This window comes from Microbacterium phosphatis (assembly GCF_049177115.1).
Lineage (GTDB): Bacteria > Actinomycetota > Actinomycetes > Actinomycetales > Microbacteriaceae > Microbacterium > Microbacterium phosphatis.
In genome coordinates, this window is record NZ_CP185370.1 from 44,508 (window position 1) to 68,467 (window position 23,960).

Sequence of the window (23,960 nt, forward strand, 5' to 3'; positions counted from 1 at the left end):
GGATGCCCACCCCCGCCACAGTGACGGAGACGGTCACCACCGATCGCCACCGTCGCGGGAAGAGCCCGGCGGGCGGCCGACGCCGCCGCCTCGATCTCTTCCCCTACGCCCTGATCGCCCCCGCGGGCATCATGGAGCTGCTGATCCACATCATCCCGATGCTGCTCGGGGTGTACATCGCGTTCCTCTCGCTCAACCAGCTCTCGATCGCGAACTGGGTGCAGGCCCCCTTCGTGGGCCTGGCGAACTTCGTCCAGGCCCTGAACCCCAGCGGCCCCATCGGCGGAGAGTTCTACGGCGCGCTGCTGCGCACGATCATGTTCACCGCGATCGTCGTCGTCATCGCCTGGAGCCTCGGCATCTTCGCCGCCGTGCTGCTGAACTCGAAGTTCCGGGGCAACGGCGCCCTGCGCACGCTCTTCCTCGTCCCCTACGCCCTGCCCGGCTTCGTCACCACCATCGCGTGGGCGTTCATCTTCAACCAGCGCGACGGCATGCTCAACCGCCTGCTCGTCGACGACCTCGGGATCCTGCAGGACCGCCCGTTCTGGCTGCTCGGCGGCAACTCGCTCATCGTTGTGATCGTCGTCACGGTCTGGCAGTTCTGGCCGTTCGCGTTCCTCATGCTGCTGGCCGCCCTGCAGTCCATCCCGGACGAGGTCTACGAGGCCGCGGCCCTCGACGGCGCGAGCCTCTGGAAGCAGTTCACGACCATCACGCTGCCGATGATCAAGCACGCCAACGTGGTGCTGCTGCTGATGATCAGCCTCTGGGTCTTCAACCAGTTCGACGTGCCGTACCTGCTGTTCGGCCCGACCTCCCCGGAGGAGGCGACGCTGATCTCGCCGCTCATCTACCAGCAGTCCTTCAACAACTGGAACTTCGGCGTCGGCGGCGCCCTGAGCGTCATGCTCCTGGTCGTCCTGCTCGTCGCCTCGGCCTTCTACATCCGCCTCGTGATGCCGAAGGGGCAGACGATCGATGATTGAGACACGCGGATTCAAGATCCTCCGGGTCTTCGGACTCACCTTCCTGACGCTGATCGTCGTCGTCCCGCTGTACGTGATCCTGTCGACGTCGGTGAAGCCGCTGCAGGACGTGCGCGGCCTGTTCCAGTGGGTCCCGTCGGTTCTCACGTTCGAGCCGTACATCGACATCTGGACGACGGTGCCGCTGGCGCACTACTTCACGAACAGCCTGATCGTGACGGTCTTCGCGACGACCGCGTCGGTGATCCTGGCGATCCTGGCCGCCTACGCGCTGTCGCGCTTCCGGTTCCCAGGCGCCCGGGCGTTCAGCCTGGTGGTGCTGTCGACGCAGATGTTCCCCGGCATCCTGTTCCTGCTGCCGCTGTACCTGATCTTCACGCAGATCCAGCGGACGGTCGGGATCCAGCTGAACGGCTCGTACCTGGGCCTGATCATCACGTACATGACGTTCTCGCTGCCGTTCTCGATCTGGATGCTCTCGGGGTTCTTCGCGGCCATGCCGCGGGCCCTCGAGGAGGCCGCGATGATCGACGGCCTTGGGCGATTCGGCGCACTGGTGCGCGTGGTGCTGCCCGTCGCCCGCCCCGGCATCATCGCCGTCGCGGTGTACTGCTTCATCACGAGCTGGTCCGAGGTGCTGTTCGCCTCGGTGCTGACGAACTCGGCCACCCGCACCCTGTCGATCGGTCTGCGCGCGTACTCGTCGCAGACGGACGTGTACTGGAACCAGATGATGGCCGCCTCGGTCGTCGTCTCGCTGCCGGTGCTGATCGGCTTCCTGGTCGTGCAGCGTCACCTCGTCTCGGGCCTTGCGGCCGGAGCCGTCAAGTGACGGGCGCGCTGCGCGTCGGCATCGTCGGAGGCGGGTTCATGGCCCGCACCCACGCCCACGCCGCCCGGGCCGCGGGGGCGCAGGTGGTGTCGATCCTGTCGTCGTCGCCCGAGCGCTCGGCGCTCGCCGCGCACGAGCTCGGGGTCGCGGAGGCGGCCGGATCGCTCGCGCAGCTCATCGACGCCAGCGACGTCGTGCATGTCACGACCCCCAACCGCTGGCACCTCGAGCAGTCGCTCGCGGTCGTCGCGGCGGGCAAGCACGTGGTGTGCGAGAAGCCGCTCGCCACGACCGCGGCCGATGCGTCACGGCTCGTCGAGGCCGCATCCGGCGTTGTGGCGACCGTGCCGTTCGTCTACCGCTTCCACCCGATGGCGCGGGAGGCGCGCGCCCGGGTGGCGGACGGGGGCATCGGCCGCCTGCTCACCGTGCGGGGCGCGTACCTGCAGGACTGGCTGCTGGACCCGTCCGACGACAACTGGCGCGTCTCGTCGGCGGAGGGCGGGGCGTCCCGGGCGTTCGGCGACATCGGATCGCATCTGGTCGACCTCGTCGAGTTCGTCACGGGCGACCGGATCGACCGCGTCGCCGCGCGCACCCAGACGGCCCATGCCTCTCGCGGCGGCCACGCGGTCGAGACCGAGGACGCCGTGGCGCTCGTGGCCTCCACCGCCTCCGGGGCCCTGGTGTCGCTGCTCGTCTCGCAGGTCGCGGCCGGGCGCAAGAACGCGCTGACGATCGAGGTGTCCGGATCGGCCGCCACGGTGCAGTTCGCGCAGGAGCGCCCCGACGAGCTCTGGATCGGCGGGCGGGAGGCGTCGTCGGTCGTCTCGCGCGACGCGGCGATCCTGTCTCCGGATGCCGCGCGCCTCTCGCTCGTCCCCTCCGGCCACCCCATGGGGTACCTCGACGCGTTCACCGCGTTCGCCCGCGACACGTACGCCGCCGTCCGAGGTGAGGCCCCCGACGGCCTGCCGCGCTTCGCCGACGGCGCCCGCGCCGCCATGCTGACCGAGGCGGTGCTCGCGAGCGCCGCCGCCGACACCTGGATCACCGTCCCCGCCGCCCTCGAAGGAGCACACGCATGAGCGAGGCATCGCAACCCGTCACCCTGTTCACCGGCCAGTGGGCCGACCTGCCGTTCGAGGAGGTCGCGCGCCTCGCCTCCGAATGGGGCTACGACGGCCTCGAGATCGCGGCGTCGGGCGACCACCTCGACCTGCAGCGCGCCGACGAGGACGACGCCTACGCGCAGTCGCGCCTGGACGTGCTGGACAAATACGGCCTGAAGGCGTGGGCGATCTCGAACCATCTCGGCGGCCAGGCGATCTGCGACGACCCGATCGACTTCCGCCACCAGGCGATCGTGCGCCCCTACATCTGGGGCGACGGCGACGCGGAGGGCGTGCGCCAGCGCGCGGCGGAGGACATGAAGCGCGCGGCCCGCGTGGCCCGCAAGCTCGGGATCGACACGGTCGTCGGGTTCACGGGGTCGAGCATCTGGCAGTACGTCGCGATGTTCCCGCCCGTGCCGGCCGAGCGCATCGACGCGGGCTACGAGGACTTCGCGAACCGGTGGAACCCGATCCTCGACGTCTTCGACGGCGAGGGCGTGCGCTTCGCCCACGAGGTCCACCCCTCGGAGATCGCCTACGACTACTGGACGACCGTGCGCACCTTCGATGCGATCGACCACCGCGCGGCCTTCGGCATCAACTGGGATCCGAGCCACATGTTCTGGCAGGGCGTCGACCCGATCGGCTTCATCACCGACTTCGCCGACCGGATCTATCACGTCGACTGCAAGGACACGCGCCTGCGCCCCGCCACGGGCCGCTCGGGCATCCTCGGCTCGCACCTCCCCTGGGGAGACCCGCGCCGCGGCTGGGACTTCGTCTCGACGGGGCACGGCGACATCCACTGGGAGGACGCCTTCCGCGCCCTCGGCTCGATCGGCTACGAGGGCCCCATCTCGATCGAGTGGGAGGACGCCGGCATGGACCGCCTGCACGGCGCGTCCGAGGCGCTCAGCTACATCCGCTCGCTGCTCTGGAAGCGCCCGGAGGCCTCGTTCGACGCCGCGTTCTCGAACCAGTAGGCGCTATCGGCTGAGCCAGATCACCTCGTCCGCCCCCGGGGGCAGGTCGACGGGAACACGCAGCTCGGAGCCGACCGTGATGCCGGCGCGCTCGATGAGCCGCAGGAGGCCGGGGTCGCGGTCGCTCACGCGCAGCACGCGGCCGGTGTGGCCCGGCTCGGCCTCGGCCAGCAGGACGAACCCCTCGCGCTGCACGGACCCGTCCTGGTCCGGGATCGGGTCGCCGTGCGGGTCGAAGCGGGGGCGGCCGAGGCGCTGGTCGATCGCCTCGAGCAGGCGGTCGCTGAGCGCGTGCTCGAGCACCTCGGCCTCCTCGTGCACCTCGTCCCACGTGTAGTCGTACTCGGCGACCAGCCAGGTCTCGATGAGGCGGTGGCGCCGCACCATCTCGAGCGCGCGCCGCTCGCCCTCTGCGGTCAGCCGCACGGCGCGGTAGGGCTCGTGGGCGACGAGGCCGAGGGCGGCCATCTTCTTCACCATCTCGGTGACGCTCGACGGGGCGATCCCGAGCTTCGCCGCCAGCACCGACGGCGTGATGGGCGCGTCCTGCCACTCGGTGTGCGCGTAGACGGTCTTCAGGTAGTCGTCGATCGCGGGGGAGACCATGCCCTCCAGGGTAGGGGGGCCGGGCTCAGGCGCCCGAGGCGACCAGCCAGAGCAGGATCACGTTGAGCGTGATGATGAAGATCGACGCGACCACGCCGATCGCGGTCGTCCAGACCCGGTTGCGGTAGGCGCCGAGCGTGCGCCGCTGGGCGGTCAGCACCACCAGCGGCACCAGCGCGAACGGGATGCCGAACGACAGCACCACCTGGCTCACCACCAGGGCGAGGGTCGGCTCGACCTGCGTGGCCAGGATGATGAGCGCCGGGATGAGGGTGAACAGCCGCCGGGCCAGCAGCGGCAGGCGCACCTTCAGCAGCCCCCGCATGATCTCGGCCCCCGCGTAGGCGCCCACCGAGGTGGAGGCCAGGCCGCTCGCCAGCAGGCCGATGGCGAAGGCCGTCGCGACCGCCGCGCCCAGCCCGTCGCGGATGGCGAGGTACGCGCCCTCGAGGCTGTCGGTGCCGGCGATGCCCGGCAGGTTCGCCGCCGCGAGCAGCAGGATCGCGAGGTTGACGGATCCGGCGATGAGCAGCGCGATCGTGACGTCCCAGCGGGTGGCGCGCAGGATCCGGCCCACCCCGACCCCACCCTCGTGCAGCACCCGGTGCTCGCGCTCGTGGCGGTGCCTGGCGAAGCGGTCGCGGCTGAGCGCCGAGTGCGCGTAGATCGCGTGCGGCATGATCGTGGCGCCGAGGATGGAGGCGGCGAGCAGGACGGATCCGGTGTCGGTGAAGCGCGGGACCAGGCCCTCGAGCACCCCCGAGGCGTCGGGAGGGCCGACGAAGACCCCTGCCGCGAAGCCGATCGCGATGATGACGAGCAGGCCCATGATCACGAACTCGAACGGCTTCGCGCCGCGCACCGACTGGATCATCAGCAGCGCGAGCGAGACGCATCCGGTGATCACGCCGCCCCACAGCAGATCGATGCCGAAGAGCAGGGTGAGGGCGACGGCGCCGCCGATCACCTCGGCCACGTCGGTCGCCATCGCCACGAGCTCGGCCTGCAGCCAGTACGCGCGCCGCGCCCACCGGTTCTTCAGCCGCGCCCCGAGGATCTCGGGCAGGCTCTGCCCGGTGACGACGCCGAGCTTGGCCGACAGGTACTGGATCAGCCACGCCATCGCGTTGCCGAGCACAACCACCCACACCAGCAGGTAGCCGTAGCGGGCCCCCGCGGTCATGTTGCTCGCGACATTCCCCGGGTCGAGATACGCCACGCCGGCGACCAGGGCGGGGCCCAGCAGCCACGCCATCCGCGTGGCGGGGCGGGGCCCGTAGGCCGTCTTCGTGTCCGTCACGAGGTCAGTGTGGCAGATTTTTAGGCATACCGAAAACCCCTGGGGACTAGCCTTCTCGGGTGACCTCCGAGACGCCCGATCCGCTGCCGCCCATGGACGAAGTGCGGGGGCACGGCGTCGGCCCGTGGGAGGGCGAGTGGCCCTCCGACCCCTGGTACGACCCCGAGCTGCTCGCCCACGGCGACACCCGCAACGTCATCGACCGCTATCGGTACTGGCGCATGGAGGCGATCGTCGCCGACCTCGACACGCAGCGGCATCCCTTCCACGTGGCCATCGAGAACTGGCAGCACGACATGAACATCGGATCGATCGTCCGCAGCGCCAATGCGTTCCTCGCCGACACCGTGCACATCATCGGCCGCCGCCGCTGGAACAAGCGCGGCGCGATGGTCACCGACCGCTATCAGCACGTGCTGCACCACGCCGACGTGGACACCTTCGTCGCCTGGGCGGCGGCGGAAGGGCTGCCGATCATCGCGGTCGACAACGTCGGCGAGGCCGTGCCGGTCGACCGCGCGGAGCTGCCCGAGCGCTGCGTGCTGCTGTTCGGCCAGGAGGGGCCCGGGCTGTCGGAGGAGGCGCTCGCCGCGGCCTCCGCCCACATCGAGATCACGCAGTACGGCTCGACGCGGTCGATCAACGCCTCGGCCGCCGCGGCCGTGGTGATGTACGAGTGGTGCCGGAGGTACGCGGCCTGACTCAGCCGCCCAGCACGTCGTCGACCGCCTCGACCACGCCGCCGACGATGGTCGACGACGACGACGACGACGGCGTCTGCTCGGGCGTCGGGCTCGGCGCCGGCTCGGTGGTCTCCACCGGGGCCGGGGCGGGCGCCGTCGTCTGCGTGGGTGCGGGCTTCGGGGCCGGTGTGGTGGGGGCGGGCGCCGGCGGGGGTGCCGTGGTGGTCGTGGGGGTCGGCTTCGGGGCCGTTGTGGTCGTCGGCGTCGGCGTGGGCTTCGGCGTTGTCGTCGGGGTGGGCTTCGGGGTCGGCGTGGGCGTTGTGGTCGGCTTCGGCGTGGGTGTGGCGGTCGGCGTGGTGGTCGGCGTCGGCTCCGGCGTCGGGGAGGGCGACGGCGTCGCGGTCGGGCTCGGGGTGTCGGTCGGCTTCGGGGTCGCGGGCGCGGGGGCGGACGGCTTCGGCGGCGTCGGGGTCGGCCCGGCGCTCGGCACCGCCGCGGGGCGGGGCGCGGACGGGACCGCGGCGGGTCGGGGGGCCGGGGCGCCGGCCACCGGCTCCCACGGCCTGATAACCGGGCGGGTGTCGGAGCCGCCGAGGTAGGGCTCGGGGTTCACGGCGCGCCCGTTCACCCGCACCTCGAAGTGCAGGTGGTTGCCGAAGCTGTGGCCGGTGTTGCCGACGAGGCCGATGGCGTCGCCCATCTCGACCCAGTCGCCCTCGGCGACCGCCCGGCTGCCGTGGGTGAGGTGGCCGTAGAGCGTGACCAGCCCGTCGGCGTGCAGGATCATCACGGCGACGCCGTAGCCGAAGTACGACTCGCTCGAGAGGATGACCACGCCCGACGCGGCGGCGCCCACGGGGGTGCCGCCGGCCGCCGCGATGTCGAGGCCCTGGTGCTGCCCGCCCCGCGCGGCGAACCGGTCCGTGATGTGCCCGCCGCCGGCCACCGGCCAGGCGAACAGGCCGGCCTTGGTGAGGTCGACGTGCTCGGCGAAGCGCGACAGATCCACGTCGAGGCCCGCTCGCCGCGCCGCCGCGACCAGGGCGAGGCGCTCCTCGCGGCGGATCTCGGCGAGCTCGGCCGGCGTGGTGGCGGCGTACGGGCTCGTCGGCAACTGGATCGCGGCCTCCCGCACGTCCTCGGCGAGGCGCTCGGTGCGGGCGGGGAGGCCGTAGCCCTCGAAGGTGGGCAGGCCCACCTCGGGTGCGCCGTGCCCGTGCTCGTCCTCACCCTGTTCATGGGTGAGGCTCATCGCGGTCTCCGCCGTGAACGACGGCGCGTCCGCCGTGCGTGCCTCCGCGTGCGCCGGCGTCGGAGCGGGAAGCGCGGCGCCGGTGGCGGCGACGGTGAGGCCGAGCAGAGTGAAAGCGGTGGCGACATGCATCGCGCGCACGATCGCCACGCGATGTGCTCGCGGCACCACGGGATGTTGGACGTCGTTCGCTATCGGTGCGTGCATGGTGTGTTGTCCCCGGGGCCCATGGTGCGCCTGTCCGCGCCCGCGCGAAACCCCTTGCGCGCAAATCCCCGCTCAGTGGGGGTATGGAGCCCACAGGGCGCGCGCGTACCGTTTCGCGTGACGAGGAGGTCTGAACATGATCCGCACACCGCAGATCCGTCCGTTCCTGTGGTTCGACGGGCGTGCTCGCGAGGCCATGGAGTACTACTGCGAGGTCTTTCCGGACAGCCGGATCGACCGGATCGACGAGTACCCCGACGCGAGCCTGGACGAGCACTTCGCCGGTATGGAGGGCAAGGTCATCAACGGCGAGTTCACCCTCGCGGGGGTGCCGTTCGGCTGCCTCGACGGCGGCCCGTACTTCACCTTCGACGAGTCGATCTCGTTCGCGGTGGCCTGCGAGGACCAGGCCGAGATCGACTACTACTGGGAGCGCCTGTCGGCCGTGCCCGAGTCCGAGCAGTGCGGCTGGTGCAAGGACCGCTTCGGCATCAGCTGGCAGATCGTGCCGGCGGGGATGGATCGGCTGATGCGCACCCCGGCGCAGGTGCAGGCGATGATGCGGCAGAAGAAGATCGTGATCGCCGAGCTCGAGGCGCTGGCGTGACGGACGGCCCGGACCCCCGCCTCGGGGGGATCCGAGCCGCCGCGACGGTCACCGCGCGTTGACGATGAGCTCCCGCGCCATGTCGGGGAACCATCCGCCCGCCGGCGGGTCGATGACGCCGCGGGCCGGATCCTCGGGCCCTGCGGTGCCGCGCAGGCACTGGCCGTCTGACTCGCCGGGCACCTTGATCCACAGGTACGCGTCCACCAGCGCCTCGCCGGTGTCGGCGGTGGGGCGCTCGCCGAGGCCGCGGTCGAGCGGGTTGCACCAGTCCTCGTAGGTCGACGGGACATCCCACGGGCCCTGGCCGTTGCGGCTCGTGTCGATCACGAAGTGCGTGGACGGGGCGACGCCGCCGAGCTGGGCGGCGTAGCGGCTGTCGACCCCCGCGGTGTCGAGAGCGGGGTCGGCGGACCCGGCGCTCCACTCGCGCAGGTTGTCCATGGTGACGCCGGACCAGTTGTTGCTCGGTCCGCCGTTCCAGTACTGGTTGCCGCAGTCGCCGTAGGCGCCGTCGAGCTGGGTGACCAGGGCGATGCAGGACGAGATCCAGCGGCCGTAGGCGGTGAGGTTGGCGGTGAACTGGTAGTTCGAGGCATTGAGGAAGAACCCGTCGGCGCGCTCGACGCCGGCCGCGACGAGGCGGTGGCTGATGTCGCCGACGTTCAGCCAGCCGCTGTGCGTGCCGTCGAGGTAGACCGCCGTGTGCGGGAGCGCCGACAGCACGTCGACCGCGTGGTTGAGCATCTCGAATCGCTCCGCGGCCGCCGTCGCGGGGTCGGCCTCGGCGGGCCGGCACCACTCCTGCGCGCCGTCCACCGAGGTGTAGTGCGGGATGATGCCGAGACCGTCCGGCTCGAGGATGACGACCGCGTCCTTGTTGCCGATGCCCTTCGCGAAGCCCTCGATCCACGCCGTGTACTCGGCCACCGACGTCGCTCCGCCCGCGGAGTACTGCGCGCAGTCGCGGAACGGGATGTTGTAGGCGACGAGCACGGGGACGGCGTCCTGCGCGTGGGCGTGCACAACGACGTCCTTCACGTCCCGCTTGACCGACGCGGGCGACCCGCCGGTGAACCAGGAGGCGGTCGGGAACCCGGCGAGGTGCTCGGCATCGGCACGGGCCTGCCCGGTGAGCAGCTCGGCGGCCTCGGCGGTGGAGCTGTGGGGATCGACGTAGAGGTCGGCCCCGGGGGTCAGCGGGTCGCCGGATCCGGGCGGGGCGGCCGCAGCGGGGGAGGCGAGCGTGAGGGAGGCGAAGGCGAGGGCGACCGCGGCGGCGGCTCCGGCTCGCCTCATCATCGAGGCGTGACGCATGGGGTCCTCCTGCTGAGGGCACGCGACGCTGCGTGCCGATGGATGGCGGCATCGCGGGAGCGCTCCCACGATGGCGGTATTCCACGGTGACGCGCGCGGCTCGCGCTGTCAACCTCTCGAGGCGGCGATCTCCATCCAGCGGGTGCCGCGCACGCGGACGCCCAGGCCGATCGCCCGCGAGAGCATAAAGACGCCGAAGAAGGCGACCGTCAGCCAGGCGAGGCCCGCCGATCCCTGCTGCCCGGTAGCCGCGATGACCCACAGCGCCGGGACGAAGGGCACGAGGTTCGCCGCCCCCACCAGGGCGAGGTAGCGGCCGTCGCCGGCCCCCATCAGCACGCCGTCCAGCACGTAGACCACACCGGCGAGCGGCTGCCCCACCGCCATCAGCACGAGCGGCAGGAGGATCAGCGACGCCAGGGCGGCGTCGCCCGTGAACAGCAGGCCCAGCACACCCGAGAGCGCCGCGATCACCACGCCGAGGGCGAGGCCGAACCAGGCGCCCCAGGCGAGCGTGCGGCGGAGGACATGCCGCACGGCATCCGGATCGCCCGCCCCGAGGTGCTTTCCGATCAGCGCCTGCGCCGCGATCGCGAGGGCGTCCAGCGCGAACGCCGCCGTCGTGGCGATGGTGAACACCACCTGCCACCCCGCGAGCTCGGTCGTGCCGAGGGCCGTCGCGGTGGCCACCGTGAGCAGCAGCCCGACTCGCAGGCTCACCGTGCGAAGGAAGAGCCAGCCGCCGGTCAGCGCCGAGCCGCGGATGCCGGCCCGCCGGGGGCGGAGGGACGCGCCGTGGCGCCGGGCCAGTCGCCCCACCGCGGCCGCGTAGGCGACGACCATGCCGGCGTTCGCGACGAGCGTGCCGACGGCGGAGCCGGCGATGCCCCAGCCGAAGCCGTAGATGAACAGGGCGTTGAGGCCCGCGTTCGCGGCGAAGCCGATGCCGGCGATCCACAGCGGCGTGACCGTGTCCTGGAAACCGCGCAGCAGGCCCGTGCCGGCCATGATGACGAGCATCGCGGGCAGACCCCACATCGAGATGCCGAGATAGATCTCGGCGTGCACGGCCACCGTCGAATCCGGTCCGAAGGCGGCGACCAGCGCCGGGGTCGCCAGGGCGCCCGCCGCGGCGAGCACCGCGCCCAGCCCCAGCGCGAGCCACATCCCGTCGATGCCGGCCGACACGGCCCCGCGCAGGTCGCCCGCGCCGAGGCGCCTGGCCACGGCCGGCGTTGTGGCGTAGGCGAGGAACACCATCAGCCCCGCGACCGTGCTGATCACGGCGCTCGCGATGCCGAGCCCCGCGAGCGGCTCGAGACCCAGGTGCCCGACCAGCGCCGCATCGGTCAGGAGGAACAGCGGCTCGACCACCAGCGCGCCGAGGGCCGGGACCGCCAGCCGCAGGATCTCGCGGTTCAGGTGGGCGGTGCGGGTCACGTCTCCGAGGCTAGCCCGCGTCGGGAGGGCGCCCGCGCGGTGCCCGAGAGGGCGGCGATGTCGCGGGCCCGATGCCGGGTGGCGACCCTAGTGTGGAGACATGACTGACGCACCCCTCCGATCCGGCATCGCGCTCGACGAGCTGAGCGACACGATCCGCCCGCAGGACGATCTGTACCGGCACGTGAACGGCTCGTGGATCGAGCGCACGGAGATCCCCGGGGACAAGGCGCGGTGGGGCTCGTTCCACCTGCTCGCCGAGCAGGCCGAGAAGCACGTCCACACCATCATCGAGGACTCGCAGCAGGCCGAGCCGGGCACCGATGCCCGCAAGGTCGGCGACGTCTACGCGAGCTTCATGGACGAGGAGCGGATCGCCGAGCTCGGCACCGCCCCGCTGGCCGAGCCGCTGGCGGCGGCCGACGCGATCGCCGACGTGGCGTCGTTCCTGCGCACGGTCGGCTCCCTCGACCGCCAGGGCGTCGCGAACGTCATCGGCGTCTTCGTCGAGCCGGACCCGGGCCAGCCGACGCGGTACGTCCCGTTCCTCGTGCAGGCCGGCCTGTCACTTCCCGACGAGAGCTACTACCGCCTCGACAACTTCGCGGGCACCCGCGCGAAGTGGCGCGAGCACGTCGAGAAGATGCTCGCGCTGGCGGGCATCCCCGACGCCGGCGGGCAGGCGGACCGCGTGGTGGCGCTCGAGACCGAGATCGCCTCGCACCACTGGGACAACGTGCGCAGCCGCGACGCCGTGGCCACCTACAACCTGAAGTCGTGGGCCGAGATCGAGCAGCTCACGGGCCTCGACCTCGCGCCATGGCTCGAGGGCGTCGCCCCGGGCCGGCCCGAGGCGTTCGCCGAGGTCGTCGCCTACCAGCCGTCGTTCCTCGAGGGCCTCGGCACGCTGCTCGCCGACGAGCGCATCGAGGACTGGAAGGCGTGGCTGCGGTTCAAGATCGTGCGCGCGGCCGCCCCGTACCTGCCGGACGAGTTCGTCGACGAGAACTTCGCGTTCAACGGCACCGAGCTCACGGGAGTTCCCGAGATCCGGGAGCGCTGGAAGCGCGGCGTCGCGCTCGCCGAGGGCGCCCTGGGTGAGGCCGTGGGCAAGGTCTACGTCGACCGTCACTTCCCGCCCGCGGCGAAGGCCTCCATGGACGAGCTCGTCGCCAACCTGCTCGAGGCGTACCGCCAGAGCATCCGGCAGCTCGAGTGGATGGGCCCCGAGACGCGCGAGCGCGCGCTGAAGAAGCTCGACTCGTTCGTCCCGAAGATCGGCTACCCGGCCAAGTGGAAGGACTACTCGGCGCTCGAGATCGATGCGGCCGACCTGCTCGGCAACGTGCGCCGGGCGAGCGCGTTCGAGCACGACCGGCAGATCGGCAAGGTCGGCCAGCCCATCGACCGCGACGAGTGGTTCATGACGCCGCAGACGGTCAACGCCTACTACAACCCCCTGATGAACGAGATCGTGTTCCCCGCCGCGATCCTGCAGTACCCGTTCTTCGATCCGGAGCGCGACGACGCGGCGAACTACGGCGGGATCGGCGCCGTGATCGGTCACGAGGTCGGCCACGGCTTCGACGACCAGGGCAGCCGCTACGACGACACCGGCGCGCTGAACGACTGGTGGACCGAGGACGACCGCGCCGCGTTCGAGCAGCGCACGAAGGCGCTCATCGCGCAGTACGACGCGCTGACCCCGGTGGGCCTGGACGAGTCGCACAAGGTCAACGGCGCGCTCACCATCGGCGAGAACATCGGCGACCTCGGTGGCCTCGGCATCGCGCTGAAGGCCTACCAGCTCTCCCTCGGGGGAGCGGACGCGCCGGTGATCGACGACTTCACGGGCGTGCAGCGGGTGTTCCTGTCGTGGGCGCAGGCGTGGCAGCAGAAGGGCCGCGAGGCCGAGACGATCCGCCTCCTGACGATCGACCCCCACTCGCCGAACGAGTTCCGCTGCAACCAGATCGTCCGCAACATCGACGCGTTCTACGACGCGTTCGGCGTGACCGAGGCCGACGCGCTGTGGCTGCCCCCCGAGGAGCGCGTCACCATCTGGTGACGCCATCGCGCGCGCAGAGCGAAGCGGCCCGGATCTCCGTCGGAGGTCCGGGCCGTCTCACGCGCGGCGCACGGGGTGCGCGGCCGGGCGCTAGGGGCGCGTCGCGGTGCCCACGGGCGGCGCGGTCTCCTGCGCGCGCCACTGCCGCCAGCCCTCGTCGTCGGCCATGAACTCCTCGATCTCGGCCTGTGTGGCCGTGAGCTTCGGGTCGTGCCGCAGGTAGAGCTTGGTCTCGCGCGCCACCAGGCGGGACAGGATCAGCAGGCCGATGAGGTTCGGGATCGCCATCAGACCGTTCATGACGTCCGAGAACGCCCACACGACACCGAGCTGGGTGGTGCAGCCCACGAACACCACAAGCGAGAACACCACGCGGAACGGCATGACGGCCCGGCGACCGAGCAGCTTCTCGATGGTGCGCTCGCCGTAGTACGACCAGCCGAGGATGGTCGAGAACGCGAACATCACGAGGCTCAGGGTCACGACCCAGTGGCCCCACTCGCCCGGCAGGCCGTGGGTGAAGGCCTCGCCGGTCATGACCGACGCGTCGATCTGCGCCCCGTTCTCGTCCGTGAAGGCGTAGGCGCCGGTGGTCACGATCACCAGGCCGGTCATGGTGACGACGATGATCGTGTCGATGAAGGTCTGCGTCATCGACACCAGGCCCTGGCGCACCGGGTGGCTGGTCTGCGCGGCGGCGGCCGCGATGGCCGCCGAGCCCATGCCCGACTCGTTCGAGAAGATGCCGCGCGCGACGCCGAACTGGATGGCGATGATGATGGCCGAGCCGGCGAAGCCGCCGACGGCGGCGCTTCCCGTGAACGCGTCGTGGAAGACAAGGGCGATGGCGGCCGGCAGGTCGCCGATGTTGGCGATGAGGATGTACAGCGCGCCGAGCACGTAGAACACGATCATGATCGGCACGAATCCGGCCGTCACGCGGCCGATCGACTTGATGCCGCCCACGAGCACAAGCAGCGCGACGATCGTGAGCACGATGCCGGTGGCCCAGGTGGGGATCGAGAAGCTGCTCTCGAGGTTCGAGGCGACCGAGTTGCCCTGCGTCATGTTGCCGATGCCGAACGAGGCCAGCACCGCGAACACCGCGAACGTGTAGGCCAGCGCCTTGCCGAAGCCGTTCGGGATGCCGCGCTCGAGGTACTGCTGCGGTCCGCCGTTGCGCTCACCGGCCGCGTCGGTGGTGCGATAGCGCACCCCGAGGAAGGCCTCGCTGTACTTCGAGGCCATGCCGAGGAGGCCGGTGACCCACATCCAGAACAGGGCGCCCGGGCCGCCGATGCCGATCGCCGTGGCGACGCCGACGATGTTGCCGGTGCCGACGGTCGCGGCCAGCGCCGTCGTCAGCGCCTGGAACTGCGAGATGTCGCCCGCCGATCCGGGATCCTTGCGACGCAGCAGACCGAGGCGCAGCGCGGCGCCGAGACGGATGAACTGCAGGCCGCCGAGCCGGATCGTCAGGTACAGACCGGTGCCCAGGAGCAGCGGGATGAGGAGCCAGGGGCCCCAGACGACGCCGCTCACGGCCTCGAGGAATGACTGGATCGATTCGAGCATGCCGGTCCCTTCCGCTCGGGGCCGCATCGCCCCGGGTGCTGTCACGTGCGGGGCGAGAGCCCCGGTCCCGGAGTCTATTCAGGTCGCGCGGCCGGGCGCGGCAGCCCGGGCCGCTGACCCGCGAGCAGCCGGCGGATCCCTCGCACCGGTACCGGGCGGAATCCGGCGTCGCGCAGGTGCGCCAGGATCTCGCGCTCGCGCCGGGCGAGCAGGAACCCGCGGCGGATGAGGAAGGGGATCCGCTTGCGCTTCTCGCGCACGTCGCGCACGAACCGCAGGACGGCGGTGACCCAGCGCGAGCGGCTCACGCACACGGCGTCCTCGAGGATGCCGGCGGCGCGGGTGGCCTCCGCGACCTCCGCCACGAATACGCCCTCGGCCACGAAGCGCGTCGCGCCGCCGAGCTCGAGCACCCGGGTGCCGACCGGCCCGTTGGCCGAGATCGAGTAGTTCGGCACCTCGGTGCGGCCGGTGCGGGCCAGCTCCTCGAGCGCGGCGCACGCGCGGTCGAGATGCCACGAGCCGGGGTGATCCCAGTCGACCTCGCCGCCGGGCAGCCGGGGAAGAAGCGGGTCGTCGCCCGACCGGTAGAAGTCGTCGAGCCGCAGCAGCGGCAGCCCCGAGTGCTCGGCGAGGCGTGACTTGCCGGATCCGCTGGGCCCGCCGATCAGGATGACGCGGGCGAGCGGGGCGGGTGCGGACGGCATCCCTCGATTCTGCCGTGGCGATCCGGTGTCCGCGTCCGCGGACCGCCCGGGTGTCCCGCCGGACGGGAAGCGCTTCGCCTGCCGCTACGGTGGTGGCTCGTGAGCAACGAGGCCCGAGCCATCCGACTGACCCGCCCCGCCGAGCACTTCCAGGAGACGCTGCTGCTCGGCAGCGGATCGCTCGGCGCCGCGCTGCACGGGCGCCCGGGCGTCGAGTGGGTGGACCTGAACCTCGACACCCTCTGGTCGGGTGGGCCGCGCCGCCTCGCCGAGCCGCGCCCGCGCCCCATCGCGGCGCTGCGCGAGGCGATCGCGGCGGAGGACCACGCCGCCGCCGACGCCCGCGCGCGCGAGCTGCAGGACGAGGGGTGGACGCAGTCGTTCCAGCCGCTGGGGCGGCTCGAGTTCCGCTGGTCGGCCGACGCGGCGACGCTCGAGCACCGGACCCTCGACCTGCGCCGCGCGCGCATCGAGACGCGCGCCGACGGGGCGGGGTTCGAGGCCTTCGTCTCGCACCCGGACGGGGTCCTGGTGATCGAGTCGGATCACGCGCCGGAGGCTCCCGCGTTCGTCACCCCGCACCCTGCCACCGTGACGGTCCACGACGAGGGCGGCGCCGTCGTCCTCGTCGCCACGGGCCGGGTGCCCGCCACCGTGGTGCCGGAGTACGAGCGGCACCCCGATCCCGTGGTCTACGCCGTGGACGCGCCCGATGCCGACGGCGCGGTCGATGCCGGCATGGGCTTCGCGCTTGTCGCCGTGGTCGAGCCGACCGCGCGGGGATCGCGCCTGATCGCGACCGCCGTCGACGGGTTCCGCGGGTGGGATCAGCGCCCGGGCGCCGACCTGGACGCGCTCACGGCGAAGGCGAGGGGGATCGTCGAGGCGGCACGCTCGCGGAAGGATCTCGCGGAGCGGCACGAGGCCGACCACCGCGCCCTCTTCGATCGCGTGCGCCTCGAGGTGCCGGGAGGCATCGACGCGCAGCGGTACTTCGACTTCGGGCGCTACCTGCTGATCGCGTCCTCGCGCCCCGGCACGCAGGCCGCCAATCTGCAGGGCATCTGGAACGACGACGTGCGGCCGGGGTGGTCCTCCGACTACACGACCAACATCAACGCCGAGATGAACTACTGGGGTGCGGAGGTCGCGGGGCTGTCGGAGCTGCACGAGCCGCTGTTCGACCTGGTGCGCGACCTCGTCGAGGCGGGGCGCCGCACCGCCCGCGAGGTCTACGGCGCGGCAGGAGCGGTGACGCACCACAACACCGACCTGTGGCGCTTCACCGAGGTCGTCAGCGGAGACCCGCAGTGGTCGAACTGGTCGTTCGGCCTCGTCTGGCTGGGCGCGCACCTCGACCCGCGGCTGGCGACGGCACCGGACGAGGCCTTCGCCCGCGAGGTCGCCCTGCCCGTCTCGCGCGAGATCGCCGCGTTCGTGCTCGACCAGCTGGTGCCCTTCGACGGCGGCGACACCCTGGTGGTCAGCCCCTCCTCGTCCCCCGAGCACCGCTTCCTCGCCGCGACCGCATCGCATCCCGAGGCCACCGGGGCCGTCACCAACGGGTCGACCATGGATCAGGAACTGGCCCGCGAAGCGCTTGCGCGTCTCGTCCGGCTCGCCGACGAGTGGGGTGGCGAGGACGACGTCGTCGCCCGGGCGCGAGAGGCGATCGACCGGATCCGCCTCCCGCACGTCACCGACGACGGGCTGCTGGCCGAATGGGCGCGCGACCTGCCGCCCACCGAATGGGGACACCGGCACCTGTCGCACCTGTACGGGGTGTTCCCGGGCGACAGGATCACGGCCACGCGCGCGCCGCGCGCGTACGAGGCCGCGCGGAGGTCGCTCGAGACGCGCCTCGCCCACGGCAGCGGCTACACCGGCTGGAGCCAGGCGTGGGTGCTGTGCCTGGCGGCCCGCTTCGGCGACGCGGCTCTGGCCGCCGACGCGCTGGACAAGCTCGTGCACCGGCTGAGCTCGGCGTCGCTGCTCGACCTGCACCCCCACGGCGAGCGGCCCGGCGGGGCGCTGTTCCAGATCGACGGCAACCTCGGCGCCGTGGCCGGCATCGCCGAGCTGCTGGTGCAGAGCCATGACGACGCCATCGCGCTGCTACCGGCCCTGCCGACCGCCTGGACCGAGGGGTCCGTCACGGGCCTGCGCGCCCGAGGCGGCCACGCCGTGGACGTGTCGTGGCGCGGGGCCGCCCTCGCCGCCGCCGAGATCCGCTCGCGCGCGGGCGTCGACGTCGTGCTCGACGTCGCGGCCGGCTCGGCGATCACCGTGACCGATGCCGACGGGGGAGAGGTGCCCATCCACGCGGTCTCCCCGGCCCCCGCGGGACGCGCGCGCGTCCGCTGGATCGCGCCCGCGGCGGGCGTCTCGCGGGTGCGCGCGCACTGATCCCGGGATATCACGGATTCATCTCACGATGAACGGCCGTGTTGACGAAACGTCGGATCTGCGTCTACATTCATCGAAGCGGTTCGACGCTTCGACCGGGACGACCCGATCCCGCAGCGACGCAACCGGTTAATCACGAGGGAGTGAGATGCGGTGCATTGAGCGAGCGCAGCGAGCCGAGATGAGCCGGCATTCTGATGCCCGCGGATCGCAGGGAGACGTCGCGTGACCTCGCAGGCGGTGCTGCAGGCCGTATCCGTTTCGGAGGCCGCGCCCGAGAACGCCGACAGCCCGAAGGGCCGTCAGCGCCGCGCGCAGGGACGCCGCCCCGGCCGGAAGTCGTTCGGGCTGTTCCTGTGCATCCTGCCGTTCATGGTGCTGATCTTCCTGTTCTCGTACTTCCCCCTGTACGGGTGGATCTACGCGCTGTTCGACTACAAGCCCGCCCTGGGCCTCGCCGGCAGCGAGTTCGTGGGCCTGCAGTGGTTCGAGCTGATGTTCAACTCGCCGACCCAGGTCGCCCAGATCGGCCAGGTGCTCGCCAACACCCTCGCGATGAGCTTCCTCGGCATCGCCACCTCGGTGCTGCCGGTCGCGTTCGCGATCTTCCTGAACGAGATCAAGACGCCGTGGTTCCGCAACACCGTGCAGACCCTCACGACGATGCCGAACTTCATCTCGTGGGTGCTCGTCTACATGATCGCCTTCTCGCTCTTCTCGAGCAGCGGCCTCGTCAACGACGTGCTCATCGACTCGGGTCTCATCACCGCGCCGATGAAGATGCTCGACTCGGGCGGCGAGGGCGTCTGGATCACCATGACCCTCTGGAGCCTGTGGAAGGGCCTCGGCTGGGGCGCGATCATCTACCTCGCGGCCATCGCCGGCATCGATCCCTCGCTCTACGAGTCGGCCAAGCTCGACGGCGCCAACCGCTTCCAGACCATGTGGCACATCACCGTGCCGCAGCTCATGCCGACCTACATCGTGCTGCTGATGCTCTCGATCGCGAACCTGCTGAACAACGGCATGGAGCAGTACTACGTGTTCCAGAACGCCTTCAACAAGGAGCACATCGAGGTCCTCGACCTGTACGTCTACAACATCGGCCTCACCGGCAACAGCCTGTCGATGGCGACCGCGGTCGGCATGCTCAAGAGCCTGATCTCCGTGATCCTGCTGTTCACCGTCAACCTGATCGCCAAGCGCACGCGCGGCGCGTCGATCATCTGAGGATCCGTTGATGACTCTCACCGAGACCCGCACCCTGGTCGCCCCGAAGACGCCCCACCGCCCGCGCGGCGAGCGTCAGAGCGCCGGCGACTGGGCGTTCCACATCTTCAACTGGGCCGTGTTCGCGGTGCTCGCGCTGCTGTGCGCGTACCCGTTCTACTACCTGATCATCAACTCGGTCAGCGCGAACGACGTGTCAGCCCTGGGCGACGTGCGCCTGTGGCCGGTGGGCTTCCACCTCGAGAACTACGGCGAGGTGTTCCAGCTCAAGGGCCTCACGAACGCCACGCTCGTCACCATCGCCCGCACCGTGCTCGGCACCGCCGGCACCGTGCTGGCCAGCGCCTTCCTGGGCTTCATGTTCACGCAGGAGCGGATGTGGGGGCGCTCGTTCTGGTACCGCGCCACCGTCATCACGATGTACTTCAGCGCGGGCCTGATCCCGGTGTTCATCATCATGAAGGCGCTCGGACTGACCAACAACTTCTGGGTTTACGTCCTGCCGTTCGTCGTGCAGCCGTTCAACATCATCCTCGTCAAGACGTTCGTCGAGTCGATGCCGCGCTCGCTGCAGGAGGCCGCCGAGATGGATGGCGCGAACATCCTGCAGGTGTTCTTCCGCGTCTACCTGCCGAACATGACACCGATTCTCGCGACCATCGCGATCTTCGGCGCCGTGGCGCAGTGGAACATGTTCCAGGACACGCTGATCTACATCACCGACCAGAGCCTGTACACGCTGCAATACCAGCTCTACATGTTCATCAATCAGGCCTCCTCGCTCGCCCAAGCCGCCCAGAACGCCGGCGGAAACCTCGGGTCGATCGCCGCGGAGGCCACCAAGCAGACGGCCACCTCGATCCGGATGACCATCTCGGTCATCGTCGTGCTGCCGATCATCTTCATCTACCCGCTGTTCCAGCGGTTCTTCGTCAAGGGCATCATGCTCGGCGCGGTCAAGGGCTGACCCGCCGGACCGAGACGTATCCGCACCTCACATGACAGCGGCATCGGACCCCGGATGCCGCACCCACCGAAAGGCAAGAGAAAAGCAATGAAGCTGAAAAGACTCGCCGCAGGAGCCCTCGTGGGCTCGCTGGCCGCGATGTCCCTCGCGGGATGCTCGCTCATCACGGGCGACGCCAAGCCGCAGGAGGGCGCCGCCGCCGGAGAATCCAAGCCGTTCCCCAAGAGCTGGGACGAGCCGCTCACCATCGACGTCTTCGACGGCCTCGCGAACTACATGGGCATCCAGTCCGGATGGTTCGCCAAGATCGTCAAGGACAAGTTCAACATGGAGCTGAACATCATCGCCCCGAACGTCGCGGGCGGCGGTGACACCCTCTACAACACCCGCGTCGCGGCCGGTGAGCTGGGCGACCTGATCATCACCGACAAGGGCGAGAAGCTCGACGAGCTCATCCAGGGCGGCCTGGTCATGGACGCGAGCGGCTACTACGAGCAGATGGGCGACGCCGAGCGCTTCGACGTCGCGGTCGAGAAGCTCAACGAGGGCAAGGACGGCGTCTACGCCTTCCCGACCTCGGTGTCCGGCATCAAGCCGACCGAGCCCTCCGAGGGCCTCGAGCCCACGTTCGGCCCCTACCTGCGGTGGGACTACTACGCCGAGCTCGGCTACCCCGAGGTCGACACCCTCGAGGACCTGCTGCCGATCCTGAAGCAGATGCAGGACGCCCACCCCACGGGTGACAACGGCCAGCCCGCGTACGCCCTGTCGCTGTTCAAGGACTGGGACGGCAACTTCATGAACAACGCGAAGCAGCCGGCCACCTACTACGGCTTCGACGAGATGGGCTTTGTGCTCGCGCAGGCCGACGGCTCGGAGTTCCAGAGCATCCTGGACGACGACTCGGCCTACGTCCGCTCGCTGCGCTTCTTCCAGAAGGCCAACGAGATGGGCCTGGTCGACCCCGAGTCGACCACGCAGAACTACGACACCATGTTCACCAAGTACCAGAACGGCCAGGTGCTGTACTCGTTCTGGCCCTGGCTCGGTGCCGCCGCGTACAACACCCCCGAGCACGTCGCCGAGGGCAAGGGCTTCGGCATGGTGAACATGAAGGACCAGAAGATCTTCTCGTACGGCGCGGAGGTCTACGGCGGCAAGCAGGTGCTGGCCATCGGGTCGAAGGCCGAGGACCCGGAGCGCATCGCCGCGTTCATCGACTGGCTGTACTCGCCCGAGGGCGCGTACGCCAACGGCGCCCAGACCGGTGCGTCGGCGGGCCCCGAGGGCCTCAACTGGGAGGTCAACGCCGACGGCGAGCCCGAGCTCACCGAGTTCGGCCTCGAGGCGCTGCTCTCGGGTGAGAACGAGGTCCCGGCCGAGTGGGGTGGCGGCACCTACCGCGACGGCGTCTCGGCGCTGAACGTCCCCGTGGTCCTGCCCGCGGACGTCGACCCGGACACGGGCTTCCCGTACAACTACACCTTCTGGCCCTCCTTCCAGGAGTCGCAGCAGACCGCCTTCTCGAAGGACTGGTCCGAGCACATGGACGGCGCGACGTCGACCATGGACTTCCTCAAGAAGAACGACCAGATCGCGGTCGCCACGGGCGGCGGCTACACCTCGCCCCCCGACTCGTCGGAGATCGAGACGCTGCGCAACCAGGTCAAGTCCCAGATCGTCGCCGCGTCGTGGAAGATGTCGTTCGCCAAGGACGACGCCGAGTTCGACGCGCTGCTGAAGGGTCTCCAGGAGACCGCCGAGGGCCTCGGCTACGACAAGGTCTACGAGTTCGACCTCGACAAGGCCAAGGAGCAGGACAAGGTCCGCAAGGCGGTTGCGAAGGAGTTCGGCTGATCCTCCCAGCCACCTCTCTTCGTTGAGGGGAAGCGGGGTCGGGGCTCCTGCCCCGGCCCCGCTTCTTGCTGTGCGGGCCGGGTGGATGCATCGATCCAGCGCATGCGGACGATGCCGAGGCTCGCCCCAGGGCGGAGCGCCCCGCGGCGTGTGCGCTGCGGAGGGGCGTCGTCAGGCGGCGGGATCGAGGTAGCGCGCGAAGGCGCTGCGGAAGAGGAACGCGGCCGCGTAGGCGCCGATCGCCAGGCCGATCGTGGCGAGGAGGAAGGTGAGCGGCGGGAAGATCACGCACAGCGCCACCGCGGTCGTGGGCAGCAGCACGAGGAAGAGGGTGCGCAGCGGTTCGGCCGCCGGCAGCAGCAGGGCGTTGCGCAGCGTTGTGCCCAGCGGCGTCTGGAACCGGGCGACGAGGGCCATGCCGTAGAGGAACGCCGCGAACATGTACGCCGCGCCCAGGAACGACAGGATCGCCGCGCCCGTGCCGATCGCGGAGGCCCCGACGAACCAGAAGACGCCGCTGAAAGCGAGGGCCACGGCGGGGACGAGCGTCGCCGCGAAGACGACGGTCGCGCGCACGGCGTTGGGCAGCAGGGCCGCGAAGAAGTCGCGCAGCGGCCGCCCCTGCTCGTCGTCCGAATAGCGCATGGTGACCTCGAACAGCGCGCTGGTGGCCGCGCCGATCGTCACGATCGGCAGGCACAGGATCAGGTACACGACGTTCAGCCCGACGAACGTCAGGAAGTTCGAGATGCCGCCGAGCACCCGCCCATCGGGATCCATGCTCATACGTGCTCGCGGGTCGTCAGGGTCGGCGGGATCAGGCGGACGCCGGGCTGGCGAGCGCCAGCGAGCATCTCGGTGATGGCGTCGGCGGCGGCGGTGCCCATCGCGAAGGCGGGCACGGCGATGCTGTCGGTGAGCGAGGGGACCGAGAGGGCCACGTTGTCGGGGCAGAGCGCGACGACCGCGGGGGCGTCGACGGCGTGCAGGCCGAGCTCGACGAGACGGGCCACCAGGTGCGGCAGGGCCGCCTCGTTGTGGATGAAGAAGGCCGTGATCGACGGGTCGGCCGCGAGGATCGCATCCAGCGCGTCGACGGCGTCGGCGCCGGCGGGGCAGGGGTGCACCGACCCGGTGACCCCCTCGGCCGCGCAGGCGGCGAGGAACCCGCGGTCGCGGCGGTCGGCGTACGAGGTGTGGCGGGTCATGACCTCCTCCGGCGAGCCGATGAGGGCGATCCGGCGGTGCCCGAGCTCGGCGAGGTGGCCCGTGGCCATCCAGCCGGCGCCCTCGAAGTCGAAGTCGACGCAGGGCAGGTTGCGGCGCCCGTCCGGCAGGCCGATCAGCACGGAGGGCTGGTCGATCCTCGCCAGCGCCGCGATGCGGGGGTCGTCCGACTCGATGTCCATCACCAGCAGCGCGTCGACCATCGAGCCGCGGGCCACCCGCTCGAGGCCGTGGGCGTCGTCGCCGGTGAGCAGCAGGATGTCGTAGCCGCGGGTGCGCATCTGCGTCACGACGCCCGTCACGATCTCCATCACGACATGCACATCGACGCCGGGGCGAAGGGGCGCCTGCAGGCCGATGACGTTCGTCGAGGAGGAGGCGAGCGATCGCGCGGCCTGGTGCGGCTGGAAGCCCAGCGCGTCGATCGCGGCCTCGACGCGCTCGCGGGTGGCGGGCGAGATCGACCGCTTCCCGCTCATCGCGTACGACACCGTCGAGATCGAGACGCCCGCCTTCTCGGCGACATCGGCGATCGTGACCATCGTGACTCTCCGTCCTTGGAAATCTGTCTCGACCTAGTATATGGTCTCGC

Annotated in this window: 20 protein-coding genes; 11 read left to right on the forward strand and 9 right to left on the reverse strand. The window is 70.8% G+C overall.

Features of this window, described 5'->3' with window-relative positions; translation table 11 throughout:
* The first annotated feature begins 2 nt into the window (after window positions 1-2).
* Genes ACOKGD_RS00235 through ACOKGD_RS00250 form a run of 4 tightly spaced genes read left to right on the forward strand, consistent with a single transcriptional unit; the run spans window position 3 to window position 3,919 of the window.
* Complete coding sequence (locus ACOKGD_RS00235; RefSeq protein WP_342336005.1) at window positions 3-989, forward strand: carbohydrate ABC transporter permease; 987 nt, start codon at window positions 3-5, stop codon at window positions 987-989.
* On the forward strand, window positions 982-1,821 hold the full coding sequence (locus ACOKGD_RS00240; protein WP_342336006.1) for a carbohydrate ABC transporter permease: 840 nt from the start codon (window positions 982-984) through the stop codon (window positions 1,819-1,821). The genes ACOKGD_RS00235 and ACOKGD_RS00240 overlap by 8 nt, the downstream gene beginning before the upstream one ends.
* Window positions 1,818-2,909, forward strand: a complete 1,092-nt coding sequence (locus ACOKGD_RS00245; RefSeq protein WP_342336008.1) for a Gfo/Idh/MocA family protein — start codon at window positions 1,818-1,820, stop codon at window positions 2,907-2,909. The genes ACOKGD_RS00240 and ACOKGD_RS00245 overlap by 4 nt, the downstream gene beginning before the upstream one ends.
* Complete coding sequence (locus ACOKGD_RS00250; protein WP_342336010.1) at window positions 2,906-3,919, forward strand: sugar phosphate isomerase/epimerase family protein; 1,014 nt, start codon at window positions 2,906-2,908, stop codon at window positions 3,917-3,919. The genes ACOKGD_RS00245 and ACOKGD_RS00250 overlap by 4 nt, the downstream gene beginning before the upstream one ends.
* 3 nt (window positions 3,920-3,922) lie before the next feature.
* Here ACOKGD_RS00250 and ACOKGD_RS00255 read toward each other — a convergent pair whose 3' ends face one another.
* Window positions 3,923-4,525: a metal-dependent transcriptional regulator gene (locus tag ACOKGD_RS00255; RefSeq protein WP_342336011.1), complete on the reverse strand. Its 603-nt coding sequence runs from the start codon at window positions 4,523-4,525 to the stop codon at window positions 3,923-3,925.
* A gap of 25 nt (window positions 4,526-4,550) precedes the next feature.
* Window positions 4,551-5,780, reverse strand: coding sequence for an Nramp family divalent metal transporter (locus tag ACOKGD_RS00260; RefSeq protein WP_421355128.1), 1,230 nt, complete (start codon window positions 5,778-5,780; stop codon window positions 4,551-4,553).
* Window positions 5,781-5,917: 137 nt separating this feature from the next.
* Here ACOKGD_RS00260 and ACOKGD_RS00265 point away from each other — a divergent pair, with 137 nt between their 5' ends.
* Window positions 5,918-6,526, forward strand: a complete 609-nt coding sequence (locus ACOKGD_RS00265) for a TrmH family RNA methyltransferase (protein WP_342336455.1) — start codon at window positions 5,918-5,920, stop codon at window positions 6,524-6,526.
* Between the two features lies 1 nt (window position 6,527).
* On the opposite strand, the gene ACOKGD_RS00270 is transcribed toward ACOKGD_RS00265, so the two are convergent.
* A complete protein-coding gene (locus ACOKGD_RS00270; RefSeq protein WP_342336013.1) occupies window positions 6,528-7,928 on the reverse strand; it encodes a M23 family metallopeptidase in 1,401 nt (466 codons plus the stop codon).
* Between the two features lie 175 nt (window positions 7,929-8,103).
* Between ACOKGD_RS00270 and ACOKGD_RS00275 the strand changes: the two genes are divergently transcribed.
* The gene (locus ACOKGD_RS00275) at window positions 8,104-8,574 is read left to right on the forward strand and encodes a VOC family protein (protein ID WP_342336014.1); all 471 of its coding nucleotides are present in this window, start codon (window positions 8,104-8,106) and stop codon (window positions 8,572-8,574) included.
* A 48-nt stretch (window positions 8,575-8,622) separates the two neighbouring features.
* Here the strand turns inward: ACOKGD_RS00275 and ACOKGD_RS00280 are convergent, their stop codons facing one another.
* Window positions 8,623-9,891: a glycoside hydrolase family 6 protein gene (locus ACOKGD_RS00280; protein WP_342336015.1), complete on the reverse strand. Its 1,269-nt coding sequence runs from the start codon at window positions 9,889-9,891 to the stop codon at window positions 8,623-8,625.
* Between the two features lie 108 nt (window positions 9,892-9,999).
* The gene (locus ACOKGD_RS00285) at window positions 10,000-11,331 is read right to left on the reverse strand and encodes an MATE family efflux transporter (RefSeq protein WP_342336017.1); all 1,332 of its coding nucleotides are present in this window, start codon (window positions 11,329-11,331) and stop codon (window positions 10,000-10,002) included.
* Between the two features lie 100 nt (window positions 11,332-11,431).
* On the opposite strand from ACOKGD_RS00285, the gene ACOKGD_RS00290 reads away from it, so the two are divergent.
* Entirely contained in the window at window positions 11,432-13,399 is a 1,968-nt protein-coding gene (locus ACOKGD_RS00290) for a M13 family metallopeptidase (protein WP_342336018.1), read from the forward strand.
* A 90-nt stretch (window positions 13,400-13,489) separates the two neighbouring features.
* On the opposite strand, the gene ACOKGD_RS00295 is transcribed toward ACOKGD_RS00290, so the two are convergent.
* Window positions 13,490-14,974 carry an alanine/glycine:cation symporter family protein gene (locus ACOKGD_RS00295; protein WP_342336019.1) on the reverse strand — a complete coding sequence of 495 codons (1,485 nt, stop codon included), beginning with the start codon at window positions 14,972-14,974 and terminating at the stop codon, window positions 13,490-13,492.
* Between the two features lie 74 nt (window positions 14,975-15,048).
* Window positions 15,049-15,681, reverse strand: a complete 633-nt coding sequence (locus ACOKGD_RS00300) for a uridine kinase (RefSeq protein ID WP_342336020.1) — start codon at window positions 15,679-15,681, stop codon at window positions 15,049-15,051.
* A 99-nt stretch (window positions 15,682-15,780) separates the two neighbouring features.
* Between ACOKGD_RS00300 and ACOKGD_RS00305 the strand changes: the two genes are divergently transcribed.
* The 4 genes from ACOKGD_RS00305 to ACOKGD_RS00320 all read left to right on the forward strand — a co-directional run bounded on the left by ACOKGD_RS00305 (window position 15,781) and on the right by ACOKGD_RS00320 (window position 22,141).
* On the forward strand, window positions 15,781-18,087 hold the full coding sequence (locus tag ACOKGD_RS00305) for a glycosyl hydrolase family 95 catalytic domain-containing protein (RefSeq protein ID WP_342336022.1): 2,307 nt from the start codon (window positions 15,781-15,783) through the stop codon (window positions 18,085-18,087).
* Window positions 18,088-18,312: 225 nt separating this feature from the next.
* On the forward strand, window positions 18,313-19,317 hold the full coding sequence (locus tag ACOKGD_RS00310) for an ABC transporter permease (protein WP_342336023.1): 1,005 nt from the start codon (window positions 18,313-18,315) through the stop codon (window positions 19,315-19,317).
* 10 nt (window positions 19,318-19,327) lie between these two features.
* Entirely contained in the window at window positions 19,328-20,284 is a 957-nt protein-coding gene (locus tag ACOKGD_RS00315; RefSeq protein WP_342336024.1) for a carbohydrate ABC transporter permease, read from the forward strand.
* Window positions 20,285-20,371: 87 nt separating this feature from the next.
* The gene (locus tag ACOKGD_RS00320) at window positions 20,372-22,141 is read left to right on the forward strand and encodes an ABC transporter substrate-binding protein (RefSeq protein ID WP_342336025.1); all 1,770 of its coding nucleotides are present in this window, start codon (window positions 20,372-20,374) and stop codon (window positions 22,139-22,141) included.
* 171 nt (window positions 22,142-22,312) lie between these two features.
* Here ACOKGD_RS00320 and ACOKGD_RS00325 read toward each other — a convergent pair whose 3' ends face one another.
* Window positions 22,313-22,921 carry a DUF624 domain-containing protein gene (locus tag ACOKGD_RS00325; RefSeq protein ID WP_342336026.1) on the reverse strand — a complete coding sequence of 203 codons (609 nt, stop codon included), beginning with the start codon at window positions 22,919-22,921 and terminating at the stop codon, window positions 22,313-22,315.
* 2 nt (window positions 22,922-22,923) lie between these two features.
* On the reverse strand, window positions 22,924-23,910 hold the full coding sequence (locus ACOKGD_RS00330) for a LacI family DNA-binding transcriptional regulator (RefSeq protein ID WP_342336028.1): 987 nt from the start codon (window positions 23,908-23,910) through the stop codon (window positions 22,924-22,926).
* Window positions 23,911-23,960: the final 50 nt, after the last annotated feature.

What these genes read in the sequence shown, in the direction of transcription:
- ACOKGD_RS00235 (WP_342336005.1), top strand. Translation starts at nt 3, where the DNA reads ATGCCCACCCCCGCCACAGTGACGGAGACGGTCACCACCGATCGCCAC.
- ACOKGD_RS00240 (WP_342336006.1), top strand. Translation starts at nt 982, where the DNA reads ATGATTGAGACACGCGGATTCAAGATCCTCCGGGTCTTCGGACTCACC.
- ACOKGD_RS00250 (WP_342336010.1), top strand. Translation starts at nt 2,906, where the DNA reads ATGAGCGAGGCATCGCAACCCGTCACCCTGTTCACCGGCCAGTGGGCC.
- ACOKGD_RS00255 (WP_342336011.1), bottom strand. Translation starts at nt 4,525, where the DNA reads ATGGTCTCCCCCGCGATCGACGACTACCTGAAGACCGTCTACGCGCAC.
- ACOKGD_RS00260 (WP_421355128.1), bottom strand. Translation starts at nt 5,780, where the DNA reads ATGGCGTGGCTGCTGGGCCCCGCCCTGGTCGCCGGCGTGGCGTATCTC.
- ACOKGD_RS00265 (WP_342336455.1), top strand. Translation starts at nt 5,918, where the DNA reads ATGGACGAAGTGCGGGGGCACGGCGTCGGCCCGTGGGAGGGCGAGTGG.
- ACOKGD_RS00275 (WP_342336014.1), top strand. Translation starts at nt 8,104, where the DNA reads ATGATCCGCACACCGCAGATCCGTCCGTTCCTGTGGTTCGACGGGCGT.
- ACOKGD_RS00280 (WP_342336015.1), bottom strand. Translation starts at nt 9,891, where the DNA reads ATGCGTCACGCCTCGATGATGAGGCGAGCCGGAGCCGCCGCCGCGGTC.
- ACOKGD_RS00290 (WP_342336018.1), top strand. Translation starts at nt 11,432, where the DNA reads ATGACTGACGCACCCCTCCGATCCGGCATCGCGCTCGACGAGCTGAGC.
- ACOKGD_RS00295 (WP_342336019.1), bottom strand. Translation starts at nt 14,974, where the DNA reads ATGCTCGAATCGATCCAGTCATTCCTCGAGGCCGTGAGCGGCGTCGTC.
- ACOKGD_RS00300 (WP_342336020.1), bottom strand. Translation starts at nt 15,681, where the DNA reads ATGCCGTCCGCACCCGCCCCGCTCGCCCGCGTCATCCTGATCGGCGGG.
- ACOKGD_RS00315 (WP_342336024.1), top strand. Translation starts at nt 19,328, where the DNA reads ATGACTCTCACCGAGACCCGCACCCTGGTCGCCCCGAAGACGCCCCAC.
- ACOKGD_RS00320 (WP_342336025.1), top strand. Translation starts at nt 20,372, where the DNA reads ATGAAGCTGAAAAGACTCGCCGCAGGAGCCCTCGTGGGCTCGCTGGCC.
- ACOKGD_RS00325 (WP_342336026.1), bottom strand. Translation starts at nt 22,921, where the DNA reads ATGGATCCCGATGGGCGGGTGCTCGGCGGCATCTCGAACTTCCTGACG.
- ACOKGD_RS00330 (WP_342336028.1), bottom strand. Translation starts at nt 23,910, where the DNA reads ATGGTCACGATCGCCGATGTCGCCGAGAAGGCGGGCGTCTCGATCTCG.